At 60.2% G+C, this 16,379-nt stretch carries 16 protein-coding genes; 13 read left to right on the top strand and 3 right to left on the bottom strand.

The window, feature by feature from the left end:
* The first annotated feature begins 486 nt into the window (after positions 1–486).
* Positions 487–1,485 (top strand): aldo/keto reductase, encoded by a 999-nt coding sequence (locus QOC89_RS04575; protein WP_323043933.1) that lies wholly within the window; start codon positions 487–489, stop codon positions 1,483–1,485.
* A gap of 102 nt (positions 1,486–1,587) precedes the next feature.
* On the opposite strand, the gene QOC89_RS04580 is transcribed toward QOC89_RS04575, so the two are convergent.
* Complete coding sequence (locus QOC89_RS04580) at positions 1,588–2,403, bottom strand: formate/nitrite transporter family protein (RefSeq protein WP_323043934.1); 816 nt, start codon at positions 2,401–2,403, stop codon at positions 1,588–1,590.
* Positions 2,404–3,400: 997 nt separating this feature from the next.
* On the opposite strand from QOC89_RS04580, the gene QOC89_RS04585 reads away from it, so the two are divergent.
* From QOC89_RS04585 to QOC89_RS04625, 9 genes are all read left to right on the top strand, one after another.
* On the top strand, positions 3,401–4,411 hold the full coding sequence (locus QOC89_RS04585) for an ABC transporter substrate-binding protein (RefSeq protein ID WP_323043935.1): 1,011 nt from the start codon (positions 3,401–3,403) through the stop codon (positions 4,409–4,411).
* Positions 4,412–4,422: 11 nt separating this feature from the next.
* Positions 4,423–5,331: an ABC transporter permease gene (locus QOC89_RS04590; RefSeq protein ID WP_323043936.1), complete on the top strand. Its 909-nt coding sequence runs from the start codon at positions 4,423–4,425 to the stop codon at positions 5,329–5,331.
* 25 nt (positions 5,332–5,356) lie between these two features.
* Positions 5,357–6,145, top strand: coding sequence for an ABC transporter ATP-binding protein (locus QOC89_RS04595; RefSeq protein WP_323043937.1), 789 nt, complete (start codon positions 5,357–5,359; stop codon positions 6,143–6,145).
* Positions 6,142–7,626: a dihydropyrimidinase gene (gene hydA / locus QOC89_RS04600; protein WP_323043938.1), complete on the top strand. Its 1,485-nt coding sequence runs from the start codon at positions 6,142–6,144 to the stop codon at positions 7,624–7,626. Before QOC89_RS04595 ends, hydA begins: the two co-directional genes overlap by 4 nt.
* Positions 7,627–7,715: 89 nt before the next feature.
* Positions 7,716–8,417: a nitroreductase gene (locus tag QOC89_RS04605; protein ID WP_323043939.1), complete on the top strand. Its 702-nt coding sequence runs from the start codon at positions 7,716–7,718 to the stop codon at positions 8,415–8,417.
* Positions 8,418–8,419: 2 nt separating this feature from the next.
* Positions 8,420–9,031: an isoprenylcysteine carboxylmethyltransferase family protein gene (locus tag QOC89_RS04610; RefSeq protein WP_323043940.1), complete on the top strand. Its 612-nt coding sequence runs from the start codon at positions 8,420–8,422 to the stop codon at positions 9,029–9,031.
* A gap of 48 nt (positions 9,032–9,079) precedes the next feature.
* The gene (locus QOC89_RS04615) at positions 9,080–10,051 is read left to right on the top strand and encodes a LysR substrate-binding domain-containing protein (RefSeq protein ID WP_323043941.1); all 972 of its coding nucleotides are present in this window, start codon (positions 9,080–9,082) and stop codon (positions 10,049–10,051) included.
* A 79-nt stretch (positions 10,052–10,130) separates the two neighbouring features.
* Positions 10,131–10,859, top strand: coding sequence for a nitroreductase (locus tag QOC89_RS04620; RefSeq protein ID WP_323043942.1), 729 nt, complete (start codon positions 10,131–10,133; stop codon positions 10,857–10,859).
* 77 nt (positions 10,860–10,936) lie between these two features.
* A complete protein-coding gene (locus QOC89_RS04625) occupies positions 10,937–11,518 on the top strand; it encodes an NAD(P)H-dependent oxidoreductase (RefSeq protein ID WP_323043943.1) in 582 nt (193 codons plus the stop codon).
* A gap of 46 nt (positions 11,519–11,564) precedes the next feature.
* On the opposite strand, the gene QOC89_RS04630 is transcribed toward QOC89_RS04625, so the two are convergent.
* Entirely contained in the window at positions 11,565–12,122 is a 558-nt protein-coding gene (locus QOC89_RS04630; protein WP_323043944.1) for a DUF4863 family protein, read from the bottom strand.
* Positions 12,123–12,663: 541 nt separating this feature from the next.
* On the opposite strand from QOC89_RS04630, the gene QOC89_RS04635 reads away from it, so the two are divergent.
* From QOC89_RS04635 to QOC89_RS04645, 3 genes are all read left to right on the top strand, one after another.
* Complete coding sequence (locus QOC89_RS04635) at positions 12,664–13,797, top strand: porin (protein WP_323043945.1); 1,134 nt, start codon at positions 12,664–12,666, stop codon at positions 13,795–13,797.
* Positions 13,798–13,935: 138 nt separating this feature from the next.
* On the top strand, positions 13,936–15,309 hold the full coding sequence (locus tag QOC89_RS04640; protein WP_323043946.1) for an MFS transporter: 1,374 nt from the start codon (positions 13,936–13,938) through the stop codon (positions 15,307–15,309).
* Complete coding sequence (locus QOC89_RS04645; RefSeq protein ID WP_323043947.1) at positions 15,290–15,643, top strand: hypothetical protein; 354 nt, start codon at positions 15,290–15,292, stop codon at positions 15,641–15,643. Before QOC89_RS04640 ends, QOC89_RS04645 begins: the two co-directional genes overlap by 20 nt.
* A 93-nt stretch (positions 15,644–15,736) precedes the next feature.
* Here the strand turns inward: QOC89_RS04645 and QOC89_RS04650 are convergent.
* The coding region (locus QOC89_RS04650; RefSeq protein ID WP_323043948.1) for an FGGY-family carbohydrate kinase at positions 15,737–16,379 on the bottom strand (643 nt) is incomplete at its 5' end.

Below are 16,379 nucleotides of genomic sequence, written 5' to 3' on the forward strand. Positions count from 1 at the left end.
ATGGCCGTCGGCAGTGTCGTGCCCATCATGTTGATCGCGAACGCCAACGCTACAGCCAGAAATGCGATCGGGGATTGCGGTGCGCCAGAAACTGCTTTCATCAAATGTCCCAACGGTTGCTCGAAGACTGCGCGCAATTATGGGCAATTTCTCACGGCTTTGCTGAGCCCACGCTAGCGGTTTGCCTCGACCTCATGCGGCGGCGGCCACGCTAAGCGATACCGCTACGCCGCAGTGATGTGAGCTGATAGTCGGCCCGCGCCGGATCGCCGGTTTTGCTTTGCGCGTTTGTCGTGCGCGTAAGCGCCGTCGTAGCAATTAGTTTCCGTGGGGAAAGTATGAAACCGTCGGGTGCCTTCTTGTGATCGCCGGATGCCGCTGAAATAATCGGTTCGCCTGCCCGTTCGATGGGCACGTCGCCATTTGTCAGATCGCATTCGACCCGGCTGCGGTGCTTGATATAGCGCTTTGATTTGAGAGCTTCACATGACTATTGAAACAATCGCAATTGAAGGTTTAACGACCCCCGTCTCGCGCGTCGGCCTCGGCACCTGGGCAATCGGCGGATGGATGTGGGGCGGCACCGACGAGAAAGACTCGATCGCGGTGATCCGCCGGGCGCTCGACAGCGGTGTCAATCTGATCGACACAGCGCCGGTGTACGGCTTCGGCGCTTCGGAGGAGATCGTCGGCAAGGCGCTGGCCGACGGGTATCGGCACAAGGCAGTCATCGCGACCAAGGTCGCATTGGAATGGCGCGACGGCGCGGTGTTCCGCAATTCGTCGCCGGAGCGCATTCGCCAGGAGGTAGAGGATACGCTGCGGCGCTTGCGGACAGATTACATCGACCTGTATCAGGTCCACTGGCCCGATCCGCTGGTGCCGATCGAAGAGACCGCCGCGGTGCTCGACGATCTGCGCAAGGAAGGCAAGGTGCGGGCGCTGGGCGTCAGCAACTTCTCTCCGGCACAAATGGATGCGTTCCGGCGCGTGGCGCCGCTGTCGGCCACGCAGCCGCCGTACAACCTGTTCGAACGCGATATCGACCATGACGTGTTGCCGTATGCCAAACAGCATGGGCTCGTCGCGCTTGCCTATGGGGCACTATGCCGCGGGCTGCTGGCGGGGCGCATCGGCGTCGAGACACGCTTCGAGGGCGACGATCTGCGTCAGCGCGACCCGAAGTTCTGCGCGCCGCGTCGCGAGCAGTATGTCGCGGCCGTGAAAGCACTCAACGTGTTCGCGCGCGATAACTTCGACAAGTCGGTGCTCGCGCTGGCGGTGCGCTGGGTGCTCGACCGCGGCCCGACGATCGCGCTGTGGGGCGCACGTCGTCCGGATCAGCTGGACGGGATCGAAGATGTGTTCGGCTGGCACCTCGACGAGAAGGCGTTCAAGCAGATCGACGCAATTGTCGCGCATTTCGTCAAGGATCCGGTGGGGCCGGAATTCATGGCGCCGCCGGAACGCGTGCTCGCGGCGTGACAGGGCGCTATCGAACCTGCCTCGAGTTTGAGCGGGGCGGCGCGCAAGCGCAGCCCTCGCACAAGGGTATCCGTCTTCTATGACGCAGCAGGCGTTTCCCGCTCAATGGGTTCGAGCCCGCTCCGCTGCCGGCACGCGAGCTTGAGATGCATGCCCGATGCCGCCTTCCTGTAGCCAGTAGCCAAGGGCCATGAAGATCGCACCGCCAGCCAGATTGCCCGCGGTCACGAAGAATTCGTTGTGAATAGCGCCTGCGAGCGTGATCGAGGCGGGATGATCGGCCATCAATGCAAGCGCAAATGCGAACATGTTTGCGACGCTGTGCTCGAAGCCGCTTGCAACGAATGCGAAGATCGGCCAGAAGATCAGCCCGAGCTTTGCGCCGTCGTTCGTCGTACGTGCGGCCATCCAGATCGCGAGGCAAACCAGCCAGTTGCACAGCAGACCCTTGGCGAACAGAGGGAGATCCGGGGCGGACATCTTTGCTTCCACGGCCTTGAAGAACGCATCTGAACCGTCGGTCAGTAGAACACCGCCGCCTGCTGCGTGCAGAATCGCCGCCAGGATAATGGCGCCGATGAGATTGCCGATCCAGCATGTCACCCACACGGCGAACATGCTGCCGATCCCCGTCTCACCTTTCAATACGGCTAACGGCATGTACATTGCCGTTCCCGTGAATAGATCGGACCCGGCAAACACAACCATTGTGAGGGCACACGCAAATACAGCACCCATTATGAGGTGCACGTAGGCCGGCCCGACGTGCGCGCCCACCGAAAACATGAGAATGTCGCCGAAGCCAATATAGGCTCCCGCCATTGCCGCACCAATCAGAAACGCCAGCGGAGATCGCCGCACGGCCGACGCCTTGTGAGCACCCACCTTCGCGAACTTGTCGATACTTTCTGCGTACATCACTACTCCAAATAAAGATGCACCTTCGCTGTTCGGGAGGTGCTGAGGCAAACTGACGCATATACCAGTTTTCGGACCGTGATATTCGCCAGGAAACTTGCAAAAGTCGACAATTCACTCGGCCTGCTGCAACTGTGCTCCTTGGGAGCGATCCACTCTGTACCCTTTCCGGCGTGTTTTTTTATATACCTGACATGGCGGAAAGTTAGTTTATGGGTTGCAGAAAGGCGGTCGTAATTGAGCGCGTGCAACCGAATGCCGCAGCCCACTGTGTTCAGTGATATCTGGAAATGCCCTCGGGGCAGCTTTGAGAAACCGCGCGCGTCGCTGCCGGGATGGGCGCGCGCGGTGGGTGCCTCGCTATCCGAGCGGGCAGTTCATCGCCCTGACATGCATGCTCTGGCAGGGGTACGATTCGGGCAGCTGTGGGCTGTGCGCTGCACTCAAATTTGAATTGCCACTGGTCGAGGCGCAGCCGGCGAGCATCATGACCAGACCCGATATGACCGCAACGTGGCCCCACACAATAAGTCGCATATGTACTCCACACAAAAGAACGGGTCGCGGTTCCGGGATTTCCGGTGATCGGCGCTATGGGACGATCCTGCTCGAATGATGCTTACCGGCGCGCGTCCAAAGCATTACGGATTTGTTATCTGAAGTCCACGTCAGCGATAGAACAATCGCCTGCCTGTTTGTGTACATAAATTCTCCTCCATTCTCTCCAGATTGGGTCATGTTCAGGCCATGCACGGGCGACACGCACCGATAGATGGCGTGGCTCGCACCACGGCGGAACATCGCGTGCGCTGATTTATCGCCTTTGTCTGTCATATTTCGACCCCGATCCGTCCATGGCAAGCCGCTCCGCCGTGCCGGAAAAGCGAATACACAGACCGCCTGTTTTGCATACAATCCAATAATTAATTGTTGGCATACAAGTTGCTCTATTGAAGCGTCACCCGATCCGGGCGCCTATCTTCGAGGAGAAACACCCATGTTTCGTCAAGCATTGCTCGCCGCCGCGTTCGTCGGGCTGGCCGTCACGTCGCCCGTTCAAGCTCAGTCGAGCGGCGCGAAACCGGAAGTGAAACTCGGTTTCGCGAAATGCGCGCAGTGTCTTTCGATGGCGCTGGTGCCGCAGTTCACCAAGGACGCGAAGATCGAAACCATCAACTTCACCTCGGGCAACGATGTGCTGACGGCACTCGTGTCGCACAGCGTCGACATCGGGCAGGTCACGTATCTGCATTTCGTCACCGCGCTGGATCGCGGGCTCGATGTGGTCGCGGTATCCGGCCAGGTGAACGGCGGCTCGGAAATCCTGATGCGCAGCGGGCTGAACCTCAAGCAGGACGATTGGGCCGGCCTGAAGAAACTGGTGGCCGACGCCAAGGCAAAGGGCTCGCCGCTGAAGGTCGCGGCCTCGCGCGGCAACGCGCAGGACCTGCACATGCGTGGCGAATTGCAGATGCACGGTATCGATCCGAACAAGGATGTGCAGTTCATCAATATCCCCAACCCGGCCGACCACGTCGGCGCCTTGCAGCGCGGCGAGATCGATCTGGTGTGCTCGGTCGAACCGTTCGCCTCGCAGATTCGCCTGTCCGGCGCGGGCAAACTGTTCGACTTCCCGTATGACCAGGCGGCCGGCAAGCTCAGCAACCTGATCGTCACACGCTCCGACGTGATCAAGGATCACCCGGAAGCGGTCAAGGCGACCGTCGCGGCCGTCGTGAAGATGGTCGACAGTTTGAAGACCGATCAGACCGGCTGGCTCGATTCGATCAACAAGTACACCGCGCTCGATAAGACCGTGGCTGTCGAATCGTTGAAGAATTCGTATCCCGACTACCACATGTATCGCACACAGACAGTAGCGATCGCGAAGATGATGAAGGACCTCCATTACGTGTCGACCGACGTCACGCCTGCCATCGACAAGAACATGAACTACACGTTCCTGAGCGAAGCGACCGGCCAGCCGAAGAGCGCGCTGGGTTATTAAGGAGCGCATTCATGTCACAAGCATCCGCCACGCCCGAGCAAGCCGGTCACGTCGATCAGATCGACACTGCACCCGCTAACCGGAAATCCCCGTTGTCCCGCACGCTCGCGAAGTCCGGCGCGCGGGCGCGTGCGGGCTTCATCAGGTGTTTCGTGCCGGTCGCGCTGATCGTGTTCTGGGAAGTGTTCGCGCGCTCGGGGATCATTCCGGCCTCGTTGCTGCCGGCGCCTTCGCGAGTCATCGCAACGTGGGCCGACTGGCTCTTCGCGATCGATGGTTCGTCGCAGGCCGATAGCGGCCGCTGGATCTTCGACGCCGCCGCGAGTCTCGCGCGGGTGTTGTCGGGCTACGCGATCGCGGCGCTGTCCGGCATTCTGCTGGGCGTGGCGATCGGCTGGTGGCGCTGGGTCGAGCAGGCGATCGAGCCCACGCTGCAGATGTTGCGGCCGATTCCGCCGGTCTCGTGGATTCCGCTGGCCATCATCTGGTTCGGCATCGCCAACAAGCCGGCGATCTTCCTTGTGTTTCTGGGCGCGTTCTTTCCGATTCTGATGAACACGATTCATGGCGTGAAGAACGCCGATCGCAATCTGATTCGCGCGGCCGCGATGATGGGATCGACCCAGTTGCAATTGCTGCGTTTCATCATTCTGCCCTCCGCGCTGCCGAGCATTTTCGCGGGCCTGCGCATCGCCATCGGCTCTGCGTGGATGTTGACGGTGACCGCGGAAATGGTCGCGGTAAAGAGCGGGCTCGGCTACGTGCTGTGGGACTCGTATTACTTCCTGCGCTACGACCTCGTGATCGCGGCGATGGTGAGCATCGGCTTGCTCGGCTATCTGTCCGATCTGGGCATGAGGCGCCTGATGGCCTCGGTGCTCCACTGGCAACGCCGCGGCGCCGCCGCCGGCCGTCACTGAACGAACGCAATCGAAGGAACCCATCATGTCCTATGTCGAATTCGACGATATCACCAAGGTTTTCGCCGATGCGAAACGCGGCACGAAACTGGTGACACTCGATCACGTTTCATTGAGTCTCGAGAAACAGGAGTTGCTGTGCCTGCTCGGCCCGTCCGGCTGTGGCAAGTCGACGTTGCTCAACATGATCGCCGGCTTCGAGAAGCCGACGAGCGGTACGGTACGGGTCGGCGGCCGCGCGGTGGATGCGCCGGGCGCCGATCGCGGCATGGTGTTCCAGCAAGCCACGCTGATGCCATGGCTGCCGGTATGGGAAAACGTCGCGTTCTATCACAAGCTGCAAGGCCGTTCGAAGAAGGAGCGGCGCGCGCTTGCGCAGCCGTATATCGATCTGGTCGGTCTGACGGGTTTCGAGCATCACTATCCGGCGGAATTGTCGGGCGGCATGAGCCAGCGTGTCGGAATCGCGCGGGCATTGCTGCTAGACCCCGGCGTGATCCTGATGGACGAGCCGTTTGCCGCGCTCGATGCGCAAACCAAAACCGAAATCCAGGAAGAACTCGTGACGATCTGGCAGAAGTCGCGCTCGACCATTGTGTTCGTCACGCACAGCGTCGACGAGGCCTTGCTGCTCGGCACCCAGGTCGCCGTGATGACGCACCGGCCCGGACGCATCCGCGAATTGATTCCGGTTGATCTGCCGCGCCCGCGCGATATCACGTCGCCGCGCTTCAACGACCTCAAGCGCCATGTGCTTGCGCTGATTCGCGAAGAAGCCGCAGCCGCCAGGCGCCTCTCTATGGAGGCCGCATGAAAGACGACGTGTGCCTCGATCTGGTCGTGCGCAACGCGCGCATTGCGACCGGCGCGGACGTCTATGAGGCCGACATCGGCATCGCCGGCGGCGTGATCGTCATGCTCGGCGCAAATCTGCCATGCGGCGCGAGCGAGATCGACGCAGCGGGGCGTTGGGTGCTGCCAGGCGGCGTGGATGCGCACTGCCACCTCGACCAACCCACCGGCGACGACTCCGTGATGGCCGACGACTTCGAAAGCGGCACCCGCTCGGCTGCCTGCGGCGGCACGACGACGGTGATTCCGTTCGCTTGCCAGCAGCGCGGCGGCACACTTCAGGAAGCCGTCGACGACTACCATCGCCGCGCGGAAGGCCGCGCGCTGGTCGACTACGCGTTCCATCTGATCGTCACCGATCCGACGCCGGATGTGCTCGAACGCGAACTGCCCGACCTGATTGCGCGTGGTTACACGTCGTTCAAGATTTACATGACGTATGACGCGCTCAAGCTGAACGACCGGCAGATTCTCGATCTGCTGGCCGTCGCGCGGCGCGAGCAGGCCATGACGATGATTCACGCCGAGAACGCCGACTGTATCGCGTGGCTGACCGAGCGGATGCTGGAGCGCGGCTTGAGCGCGCCGTCGTATCACGCGCTCTCGCGCGTGCCGGTGGTGGAGCGGGAGGCCACGCATCGCGCTATTTCCTTATCGGAGCTGCTCGATACGCCGGTGCTGATCGTGCACGTGTCAGGCCGCGAGGCGATCGAGCAGATCCAGCAGGCGCAGTGGCGCGGCGCGCCGATTTACGCCGAGACCTGTCCGCAATATCTTTTCCTGACCGAAGACGATCTCGCGCTCGAGGGTTTCGAAGGCGCGAAATGCATTTGCAGTCCGCCGCCGCGCGATGCCGCGAATCAGGACGCCGTCTGGCGCGCGCTGGATCATGGCGTGTTCAGCGTGTTTTCATCGGATCACGCGCCGTTTCGTTTCGACGGTCCCGATGGCAAGAAGGTGCATGGCGAGCACGCGTCGTTCAACAAGGTACCCAACGGCATTCCAGGTCTGGAGACGCGGCTCGCGCTGCTGTTTTCCGAGGGTGTGCTGGCTGGGCGAATCGATGTCAATCGCTTCGTCGAGATGACCTCGACGGGGCCGGCGAAGCTCTACGGCTTGTATCCGCAGAAGGGGACCATCGCGATCGGTTCGGATGCCGATCTGGTGATCTGGGATACGTTCGAACCTCGTCCGATTCGCAACGCGGACCTGCATCACAACGTCGATTACACGCCGTATGAGGGGCGCGCGGTGCGCGCCTGGCCGGGCATCACGATCTCGCGCGGCGAGGTGGTGTGGGAGCGGGCCGGCGGCGCCGTCGCGGATGCCGTGGGGCGCGGACGATTCCTGCCGTGTGAGAGACCGACGGCGCTGCACCGGTCGCGCCATCAGCGCAACACTGCAGGAAAAGTATTTCCGTGGCTGGAGGCGTTGGGACTGTAGGCCGTTCATTTCGCTCTTGCACAAGTTTCATCGCAATGCATTTTTGCGCTATGTCATCATAAGGAAACCTTGCTCGGCGCTATTCACTTATGGCAATTGACCGCAACTCCCACCCAGAGGCATCCGTCGTTGATGCGGTCATTCGCTCGCGCCGGGCGGTAAGGTGTTTCAGACCGGATCCTGTCTCGCGGCAAGTCATTGAAGAGATATTGGATGTCGCGAAGTTCGCACCCAGTAATTCGAATATTCAGCCCTGGCATGTTTACGTGCTGGCCGGCGAGGAAAAAGCCGCGCTTAGCGAGTTGCTGGGACGCGCCCACGTCGAGGACCGGCACCCTCCCTTGCGGCACCTGCCGGACCCGTTACCCGAAGCTATGCGGCTCAGGCAGGAGGCCTTCGGTGCGGTGTACTACGGAGCGCTCGGCGTGCCAAAGTGCGACGCGCGGCAGCGCGCGAAGGTCACGGGAAAGAATGTTGATTTCTTCGGCGCGCCAGTCGGGCTGATCTTCGCTATTGATCCCACTCTGACGAAGTTCAGTTGGCTCGACTACGGGCTGTTTCTCCAGACGGTCATGATCGCCGCGAGGGCCGTCGGTTTGGCTACGTGCCCGCAGGTATCTTTTGTGCGCTATCAGGACATCATCGCGGAGCACCTCCACTTTCCGCCGGGTTTTGAAGTGGTGTGTGGAATGAGCCTTGGATTTCCCGGTGAGGAGTCGGTACTGAATCGCCTCGATATGACTCGCGAGCCGGTTGGGAATTTCTCCAGCTTCCTGGGTTTCGATTCCTGAACATGCATTTGACGCATGAGCTTCTGTGGCGCTTTATTCCTCTCTTTCACGCCGGCCTTTTCGGAACGCTTGCCGTCGTCGGGCGCATCGTTTTCGCAATCGGCGCAGGTCGGAACTCGCTGTCTTTCTCAAACGGCAGTTCCGTTCGTGATTACGTAGCGCGACACTTCTATGTATGGCTTCCCGTCATGGATGGCGCCTTCGTCGTTTTCTACGCAGTCACCGGCGATCCCGGCCCAATGATTATCAAAGAGCTTGCCGCCTTCCAGGCAATTCGCTGGTGCGGCGTAGCGTGCCTGTTCATTGCGCTCATCTGGGTGGTCGCCGCGCAATCGGCCATGGGTGCTTCCTGGCGCATGGGGGTCGATGATCAGGTGCGCACGGAGCTAGTCACCTCCGGCCCGTTTGCGGTGTCGCGTAACCCGATCTATCTCGGCATCAGGCTATCCTTATTCGGTCAGGTTCTGTTGGTTCAGACGTGGCCGGTTTTACTGTGTTTTGTTGTGTGTGACATCCTCGCGCAACTTCAGGTTCGCTTCGAGGAGGCACACATGCGTGTTCTCGATCCCGCAGATTATGCAGCTTATTGCGCGAGAGTTCGCCGCTGGCTTTGATTGAGCGCGAGTAAAATAAAGCCACCGCCATGCTGATCTATTAATAATATGAACCTCGGACGGATTGACCTTAATCTCCTGCGAGTATTCGACGCGGTGTTCGAGGATCGCAATCTGGTCCTCGCGGGAAAGCGGCTGAATCTTAGTCAGTCCGCCATTAGTCATGCGCTGGGGCGGCTGCGGGATGCACTCGAAGACGATCTGTTCGTGCGTACGGCGAAAGGAATGGAGCCGACTGCCCGGGCAGTCGCGATTGCAGCGCCGGTGCGCAACGCACTCCAACAGATTCAGGTAGCACTAGGCGACGAGCCGTTCCGGCCCCAGGTTGCCGAACGTGAGTTTGTCGTCGCGGCGAACGACTACATCACGATGCTGCTTCTCGGCCGTCTCAGTCAGCGGCTCGCCGCCGAAGCGCCCATGGTGAACCTCGTCATACGGCCTTCCACCCGGTTGGACCTCGCCGGGCAGATCGATATTGGCCGGATCGATATCGCCGTTGGCATTTTCGCGGAGGTGCCGTCGCGCTTTCAGTCGGTGCTGATATGGCAGCAGAGAGACGTGCTGGTGATGCGTCTGGATCACCCCATCGGCGAGCGGGACGTCACTCGCGACGATCTGCTGAATTATCCACTTGCTGCGGTCTCGCTCGGCGGTTCGGAAGAGGGCGCCGTCGGCGGCTTTATCGTTGAACGCGGTTTGGCGCGGCAATCGGAAATGTTCGATCGGCAAGCCCTGGAGGATGCCTTTGCAGACGAACCGGCGCGACCCCGCGTGCGGGTCGCTGTGGCCCATTCGTTGGCCATTCCCGCGTTGCTGCGTCACAGTGAAATGTTTGCTGTCGTGCCTTCTCCATTGGGGCGCGAGTTCGAGCGCTACGGCGAGTTGAAAGCGCGCGCAACGCCGTATCCGTGTCCGGAGTCTTCAGTCCGCGCGGTGTGGCATGCGCGAAATGCACACGATCCGGCCTTGCAGTGGTTGCGCGCGCAGATACTCGACGTCGGCAGGCAGGTTCGAAGCTAGGCAATCCTGTTTTCTTCAAGGTTACCTTGAAGTCTTTTCACCGCGCGTGACGGTCGGGCTGTGCCATCATGGAGACACTATGCATATAGATATCCGTGAAGCCGTGGAGACCGGCCATCAAATGCATTCGGACGTTCACCTTATTGATTCGGTTATTCGGTCCCGGAAAGCCGTTCGCGTTTTTCGTCCAGATGCAGTCTCCCAAGAAGACATCGCTGATATTCTCGATGTCGCTCGCACAGCCCCAAGCAACTCGAACATGCAACCCTGGCGGGTGCATGTCTTGAGCGGAACAACCAAGGAGTCGCTGAGTGAAGTGCTTATGCGGGCTCATGTGGCGGATTTGCATCCACCGCTCCAGCATGTTCCCGATCCCATGCCGGAAGCGTATCGCCCCATGCAGGAGGCGTTCGGCTCCCGATACTATGGTGCGCTCGGGATCGATAAGGCGGACCTCGCTGGCCGGGCTCTTGCCACGGGCCGGAACTTCGGCTTTTTTGGGGCGCCGGTTGGCCTGATCTTCAGTGTGGACGCGAGACTGACGAAATACAGCTGGCTCGACTACGGCCTCTTTCTGCAGACCGTCATGCTTGCCGCGCGCGCGCGAGGTCTGGATACCTGCCCGCAGGTGTCGTTCGCACGTTATCAGGGAATCATCGCGGAGCATCTCTCACTCGACCCTGGCTTTGATGTGGTGTGCGGCATGTCGCTGGGTTATGCGGATCAAGGTTCGGTCGTCAATAAACTCGCCATTCCGCGCGAGAAGGTCGAAAGCTTTACGACGTTTGTCGGCTTCGATGTCATCTGAATACGCGACGCGGATCCGCTCGCGCGTGTTCAGTCAATTTGCCTCAACCCTTTCTTTGACCTGGTTACGTTCAGACTATGACTGTAAAAATCCTCGCCTTCTGCGGGAGTTCCCGCCGTGAGTCCCTCAATCAAAAACTGCTGGAAATAGCCGCATCCGGCGCGACGGCGGATGGAGCGGAGGTAAGGTTTATCACTCTCGCTGAGTATCCGCTGCCCATTTACGATGCTGATGTCGAACGCGAGAACGGCGTCCCTGAGCGGGTTCGAGCACTCCAGGAATTGTTCGCCGCACATGACGCGCTGCTAGTCGCTTCGCCGGAGCATAACGGCGGCTACACGGCGGTGCTCAAGAACATGCTTGACTGGGTAAGCCGGCCGACCGCGGCGGGCAACCCGGGCCTAACGCTCTTCGCGGGTAAGGTGGCGGCGGTTATCTCGGCGTCGCCGGGGCCAATGGGCGGAATTCGCGCAATGCTCGGGACGCGCGGCGTGCTTGAGAAGTTGGGTACGATCCTGATTCCGCAAGTGTTCTCGCTGGGTTCCGCCCACCAGGCATTTGCAGGGAGTGGCAGGCTTGCCGACGAGAAAGCGGACGCGGAAGTTCGGCGCGTGGGTCTTGCTCTCGTCGGCGTGACGAAACAACTGATCACTCGCTGATTGCAGTGCCCGGGCGCAATCCTATGCGCCCGGTGCATGCTGTCGATCAGTTTGCGTCGGGCGCTTTGATGTTGTACGCGATGCGCCCTGCGGGCAGAAAGAACAACGCGATAATGGCGCCGCCCTTGGTTTCCGGATAGTGATGACTGCCCGGCGCCGGCGCAGTCCAGCCGCCATAACACCACCCGTTCGGGCCGGCGAGGGCAGCACCTTCGTTTAGCGCCACCACCATGTTGAATTCGCCATAGGGATGGGCGTGGTAATCACCCCGGAAGCTTCCCTCAGGATTGTTCTGATCGTTTCCGGTGCTATCCATATAGACAGCGGTGATGCTGAATCCAAAGGTGTCTTCAGAGGGGTCCACAAGACGTGCGCGCCGGTATTTGCGTCCGGCTATCTCGACGTTGGCGGCCCAGCCTTCCTCCACCACGCCAATCGTGATCAGTCGTTTCAGATCTTGATAGAACTCGCTCGACGGGCCGTATTTGTCGTTGAGCCATTGTTCGACCTCGTTACCGGTAGTCAGGTCTTTGACCTCTTCAAGAAAGGGCAGACATTTCGCTATCAGTTCGTCTTTACGGCTTGGGGTATTGGTTTGTGACACATCGTCCTCACTAGTTTTTTAAAGGTCACCTGTGCGGTCCAGATTGATGGCGCCGCGTCTGAGAGGTCGGCACTGTTTGCCGGCACACGACAATAGGGTGCTCACTTCCAAGGTCACGATGCCACATCGTTGCTCAAGGATGAAGGGACGAGTTTGCAATACCCCATTGAATGGCATTCAAGTGACGCGCACAGGCTGGACGCCGGTCGAGACGCGGTGGAGGCCATGCACGGGTTACTTTGTTCAATAGGGATATGAACACAATTCACTTCGATGTTCGAGATGGCGGGTGGTTCTCTCTCAAGGATGTCATTTAAAAGAATTGCCTATAAATTTCGTAAAATAGAGCAGCATCGTGGGTATTTTCTTGATTCGGTAGAATTTGATTTTTAAGGATTTGCTGACCAGACAGATTGAACTTCCGTCGCCCGGTGTTTCACCGTGTTGTTGCTTTTTATTTGCAACCCTAAGCTCAACCAATGATCCGTACCACATAAAGTACTTGGTACGCCGAAGCGAATGAACATTCATTGGGAAGCATATGAAGCGTGGACTGGTTGCGGCGTTTGGTTTTGGAATGGTGAGTGCATCGGCTTTCGCACAAAGCAGCGTCACACTGTATGGTTTGATGGATACCGGTATCGAGTACGTGTCTCACGCAAATTCCGCAGGTGACCACGTCATCCGGATGCCGTCCATCAGCGGAGAGCTCCCTTCCCGGTGGGGGATTCGCGGCACGGAGGATCTTGGGGGCGGGTTGAAGGCCATCTTTACTCTGGAGAGTGGCTTCAATACGCGAGGCGGAGACTTGGGGCAAGGAGGGCGGCTTTTTGGGCGTCAGGCGTGGGTTGGCCTGGAGGGCCCGTGGGGCGCGCTGACTTTCGGGCGCCAGTACAACATGGTGTTCTGGGCGCTAGCTGACGCAGACATGCTTGGCCCCGACATTCATGGCATCGGCGCGCTGGATAACTATCTGCCCAATGCGCGAGCCGATAACAGTATCGTCTACAAGGGAACCTATAAGGGAGTCACGCTCGGTGCCTCGTATTCGTTCGGGCGCGACTCGGCCGGTACCGGTAATTCGCCCGGGCAGGGTACATGCGCGGGTCAGGTTCCCGGCCAGTTCACCCAATGCCGGGAGTGGAGCGCAATGCTCAAGTACGACGGGCCCAGCTTTGGGGTGGCGACTGCATACGGCGAACAGCGAGGCGGTACCAACGCCGCGGCGAGCTTCTTTGACGGCGTCGGCACGTTTCCCATTGCTTCAGGCGCGGACAAGGACTCGCGTATCGAGGCCAACGGTTACGTGCATCTTGGCGGACTGAAACTCGGCGCGGGATGGCTGGGCAGACACGTCGAGACAAACTCCACGGCGGCAACCGACGTACGGTCGAATCTGTACTACCTAGGCGCTCAGTATTTCGTTGCACCGACATTTGTTATCGAGGGCGAAGGGTATCGGATGGTGGTGCGCGAACAGGATGCGCGGGCGACGATGACAACGGTTCGTGCGACTTATTTTCTGTCGAAAGCAACCGCTGTCTATGTGGACGGTACGTATTTGTGGAACAGCGCCAACGCGCATTTTTCCGCAAGCGCCGGTGGCGGAGGCACCACGCCGGCGGCAGGCATTGGCCAGCTTGCTGTGATGGCGGGCATCCGGCATTCGTTCTAGCGGGACATAGGGCAGATGCGCGAGTTGGCTGAATAAAGCGTCAACCCCCGCGCTCCGTCGATTTACACGGCAACGATTAACCACGGTACGTGGGCGGTGTTCCAGCGAACGCCCCACGTGCTTCATCACGGAGTTGGCATGAGCACAGCGGATATCGGCGAACAGAAAGTACTCAACGTCGAGCAGTTTATCGACGAATGTAAGTTCTCGCCTTATCAATGGCTGATCCTGTTTTTCTGCTTTTTGATCGTCGCGCTAGACGGATTCGATACCAGTGCAATCGGGTTCGTTGCGCCGGCGATCGCCAAACAATGGGGTGTCACTAAGATCGCGCTTGGCCCCGTATTGAGCGCAGCGCTCATCGGTCTCGCGGTTGGCGCGCTTCTCGCCGGCCCCCTTGCCGATCGGGTCGGGCGCCGTAAGGTTCTGGTGGGATCGGTCTGCTTCTTCGGCGTATGGACGATCGCGTGCGTATTCGCCGGAGGGGTGTGGCAACTGTCGGTCTTTCGTTTCTTTACCGGCATTGGGCTGGGTGCAGCGCTCCCCAACTCGACGACGCTGTTGTCGGAGTATGTGCCTGCGAGATGTCGATCCTTGCTGCTGAACATCATGTTCTGCGGGTTCACTTTAGGCGCATCGGCCGGTGGTGTGGTGTCTGCCGCATTGATACCCGACTTTGGATGGCGCTCGATCTTCCTCGTGGGCGGGATTGCGCCAGTGCTGCTTGCATGCGCCCTTGTTGCGCTGCCGGAGTCGGTGCGATTCATGGTGATCAAGGGTTGGCCGGATGAACAGATTCGCCGGGTGCTTCGAAGAATTGCACGTGGAGAGCCGGTGATTGCTTCAAGGTTCTCCGTGTCTGACCGGGTGGGCGAGAAGGATAGTGCACCGCTTGCTCTAATCCTTTCCACGCGTTACAGGTTCGGCACGTTGATGTTGTGGCTAGCGTACTTTATGGGCTTGCTGGTCTACTACATGCTGACGAGCTGGATGCCGACAATGATCCATGACGCGGGGTTCACACTGCGCCAGGCGTCGTTGGTGTCGGCTCTGTTTCCGGCGGGGGGCGTGATCGGCGCATTGGGTTGTGGCTGGTTGATGGACCGCTTTAATCCATGGCGGGTGGTCGCCCTGGCATTTCTGATGCTGGGCGTTGCCGTCTGCGCGATGGGACAAGGTGCCGCCAATGTTCAATCGCTCGGGATCGCGACTTTTGTCGCAGGTGTCTGCATGACGGGTGCGCAGATGTCCATGCTGGCCCTCGCAGCGCTGTTCTATCCGACTCATGGTCGAGCATCCGGGGTTGCGTGGATGCTGGGCGTCGGGCGTTTGGGGGGGATTCTCGGGGCGCTCGGTGGTGGAGCGCTTTCGGCCGCGGGCTTTGGCATGCTTGCCATTTTGACGTCGATGGCCGCGCCCGCGGTTATCGCGGCCATGGCGTTGCTGGTCGCGGTATCGGTCGATAACAGGCAGCGCAACGTGTTGGCATCGATTGCGGATTCACGCCTGTGAAGTTTCGCGATTAACCAATTCATTTTTGAATGCACGCGAAGACGGCAGTCACACGCCCGGTCCTCATCCCGATCTACCGGAATTTCTGGCAAAGGAGCGCGACGTTCTGGGTTGGGGCGCCGAAGGCGTCGGAACCGATGCGGGTCAGGCTTATGCTTTCTCGAAGCCGTTCCCCTGTCACTCGACCATGCATGGCAACAATAAGTTCGGGCTTGCAAGCCTTGTCAACCTGGACAAGCTTCCGGCGAAAGGCGCGATGCTGATTACGCCGCCGCTCAAGATCGTAGGCGGCTCGAGAAGTCCTTGCCGGGTGCTTGCGCTGGTCGAGCGGTGAATTAGCGTTTCGAACGAGACGCACAGAGGCGCGTAAGCCGTCCGCTCGACGCGACCTGGTAGCACGCGAAGCCCCGACGCGATGCTCAGCGCGCTAGCGGATTTCTCTGGCCACGCTCTGCAGTTTCTCGAAAGCACGATACCGCGCCTCGTGCAGCGCCGCCATGTTGCCGGTGGCCGGCTCGTAGGTTTTGCTGATCCGCGACATGCTGGCCATCGCCGAACGAACGTCGTCGAACCTTCGGCCCGCGACGCCGCCCAGCATCGCGGCACCCAGCAATACCGGCTCTTCCGCCTGCGTGGCGAGGACGGGCTTGCCCGTCGCATCGGCGAGCAGTTGCCGGACGAGATCGAGTTGCCCCGCGCCGCCGCTGATCATCACCCGCTCGATCGGCGCACCGGCCGTCGCCTGCGCTTCGATGATCTGGCGCAGGCCGTAACCGATGCTGCAAATGCCGGCAATGTAGAGGGCGACCAGGCTATTCAGGTCGTCCTCCATGCCGAGGCCCGCAATCACGGCTCTCGCGTGAGGGTCGGCGAACGGGGCGCGGTTTCCCAGGAACTCGGGGACGATATGCAGGCCGTTGGCGAGTGTTGCCGCCGCCGATAGGCTGGCTGCTGGTTGTGCTGCCTGTGCAGGCTGAGTCGCCTGAGCCGCTTGACCCACTTGCGCCCCCTGCACCGCTTGCGCAGCGAGTCCCGCGAGCATCACCGGCAGCGACTGGCCTTCGCTCGCG

The organism is Paraburkholderia sp. (assembly GCF_034668105.1).
Taxonomy (GTDB): Bacteria; Pseudomonadota; Gammaproteobacteria; order Burkholderiales; family Burkholderiaceae; genus Paraburkholderia.

Bases quoted from the DNA above. Each gene is read 5' to 3' on its own strand.
- QOC89_RS04575 (WP_323043933.1), top strand. From the start codon at position 487: ATGACTATTGAAACAATCGCAATTGAAGGTTTAACGACCCCCGTCTCG.
- QOC89_RS04580 (WP_323043934.1), bottom strand. From the start codon at position 2,403: ATGTACGCAGAAAGTATCGACAAGTTCGCGAAGGTGGGTGCTCACAAG.
- QOC89_RS04585 (WP_323043935.1), top strand. From the start codon at position 3,401: ATGTTTCGTCAAGCATTGCTCGCCGCCGCGTTCGTCGGGCTGGCCGTC.
- QOC89_RS04590 (WP_323043936.1), top strand. From the start codon at position 4,423: ATGTCACAAGCATCCGCCACGCCCGAGCAAGCCGGTCACGTCGATCAG.
- QOC89_RS04595 (WP_323043937.1), top strand. From the start codon at position 5,357: ATGTCCTATGTCGAATTCGACGATATCACCAAGGTTTTCGCCGATGCG.
- hydA (WP_323043938.1), top strand. From the start codon at position 6,142: ATGAAAGACGACGTGTGCCTCGATCTGGTCGTGCGCAACGCGCGCATT.
- QOC89_RS04605 (WP_323043939.1), top strand. From the start codon at position 7,716: ATGGCAATTGACCGCAACTCCCACCCAGAGGCATCCGTCGTTGATGCG.
- QOC89_RS04610 (WP_323043940.1), top strand. From the start codon at position 8,420: ATGCATTTGACGCATGAGCTTCTGTGGCGCTTTATTCCTCTCTTTCAC.
- QOC89_RS04615 (WP_323043941.1), top strand. From the start codon at position 9,080: ATGAACCTCGGACGGATTGACCTTAATCTCCTGCGAGTATTCGACGCG.
- QOC89_RS04620 (WP_323043942.1), top strand. From the start codon at position 10,131: ATGCATATAGATATCCGTGAAGCCGTGGAGACCGGCCATCAAATGCAT.
- QOC89_RS04625 (WP_323043943.1), top strand. From the start codon at position 10,937: ATGACTGTAAAAATCCTCGCCTTCTGCGGGAGTTCCCGCCGTGAGTCC.
- QOC89_RS04635 (WP_323043945.1), top strand. From the start codon at position 12,664: ATGAAGCGTGGACTGGTTGCGGCGTTTGGTTTTGGAATGGTGAGTGCA.
- QOC89_RS04640 (WP_323043946.1), top strand. From the start codon at position 13,936: ATGAGCACAGCGGATATCGGCGAACAGAAAGTACTCAACGTCGAGCAG.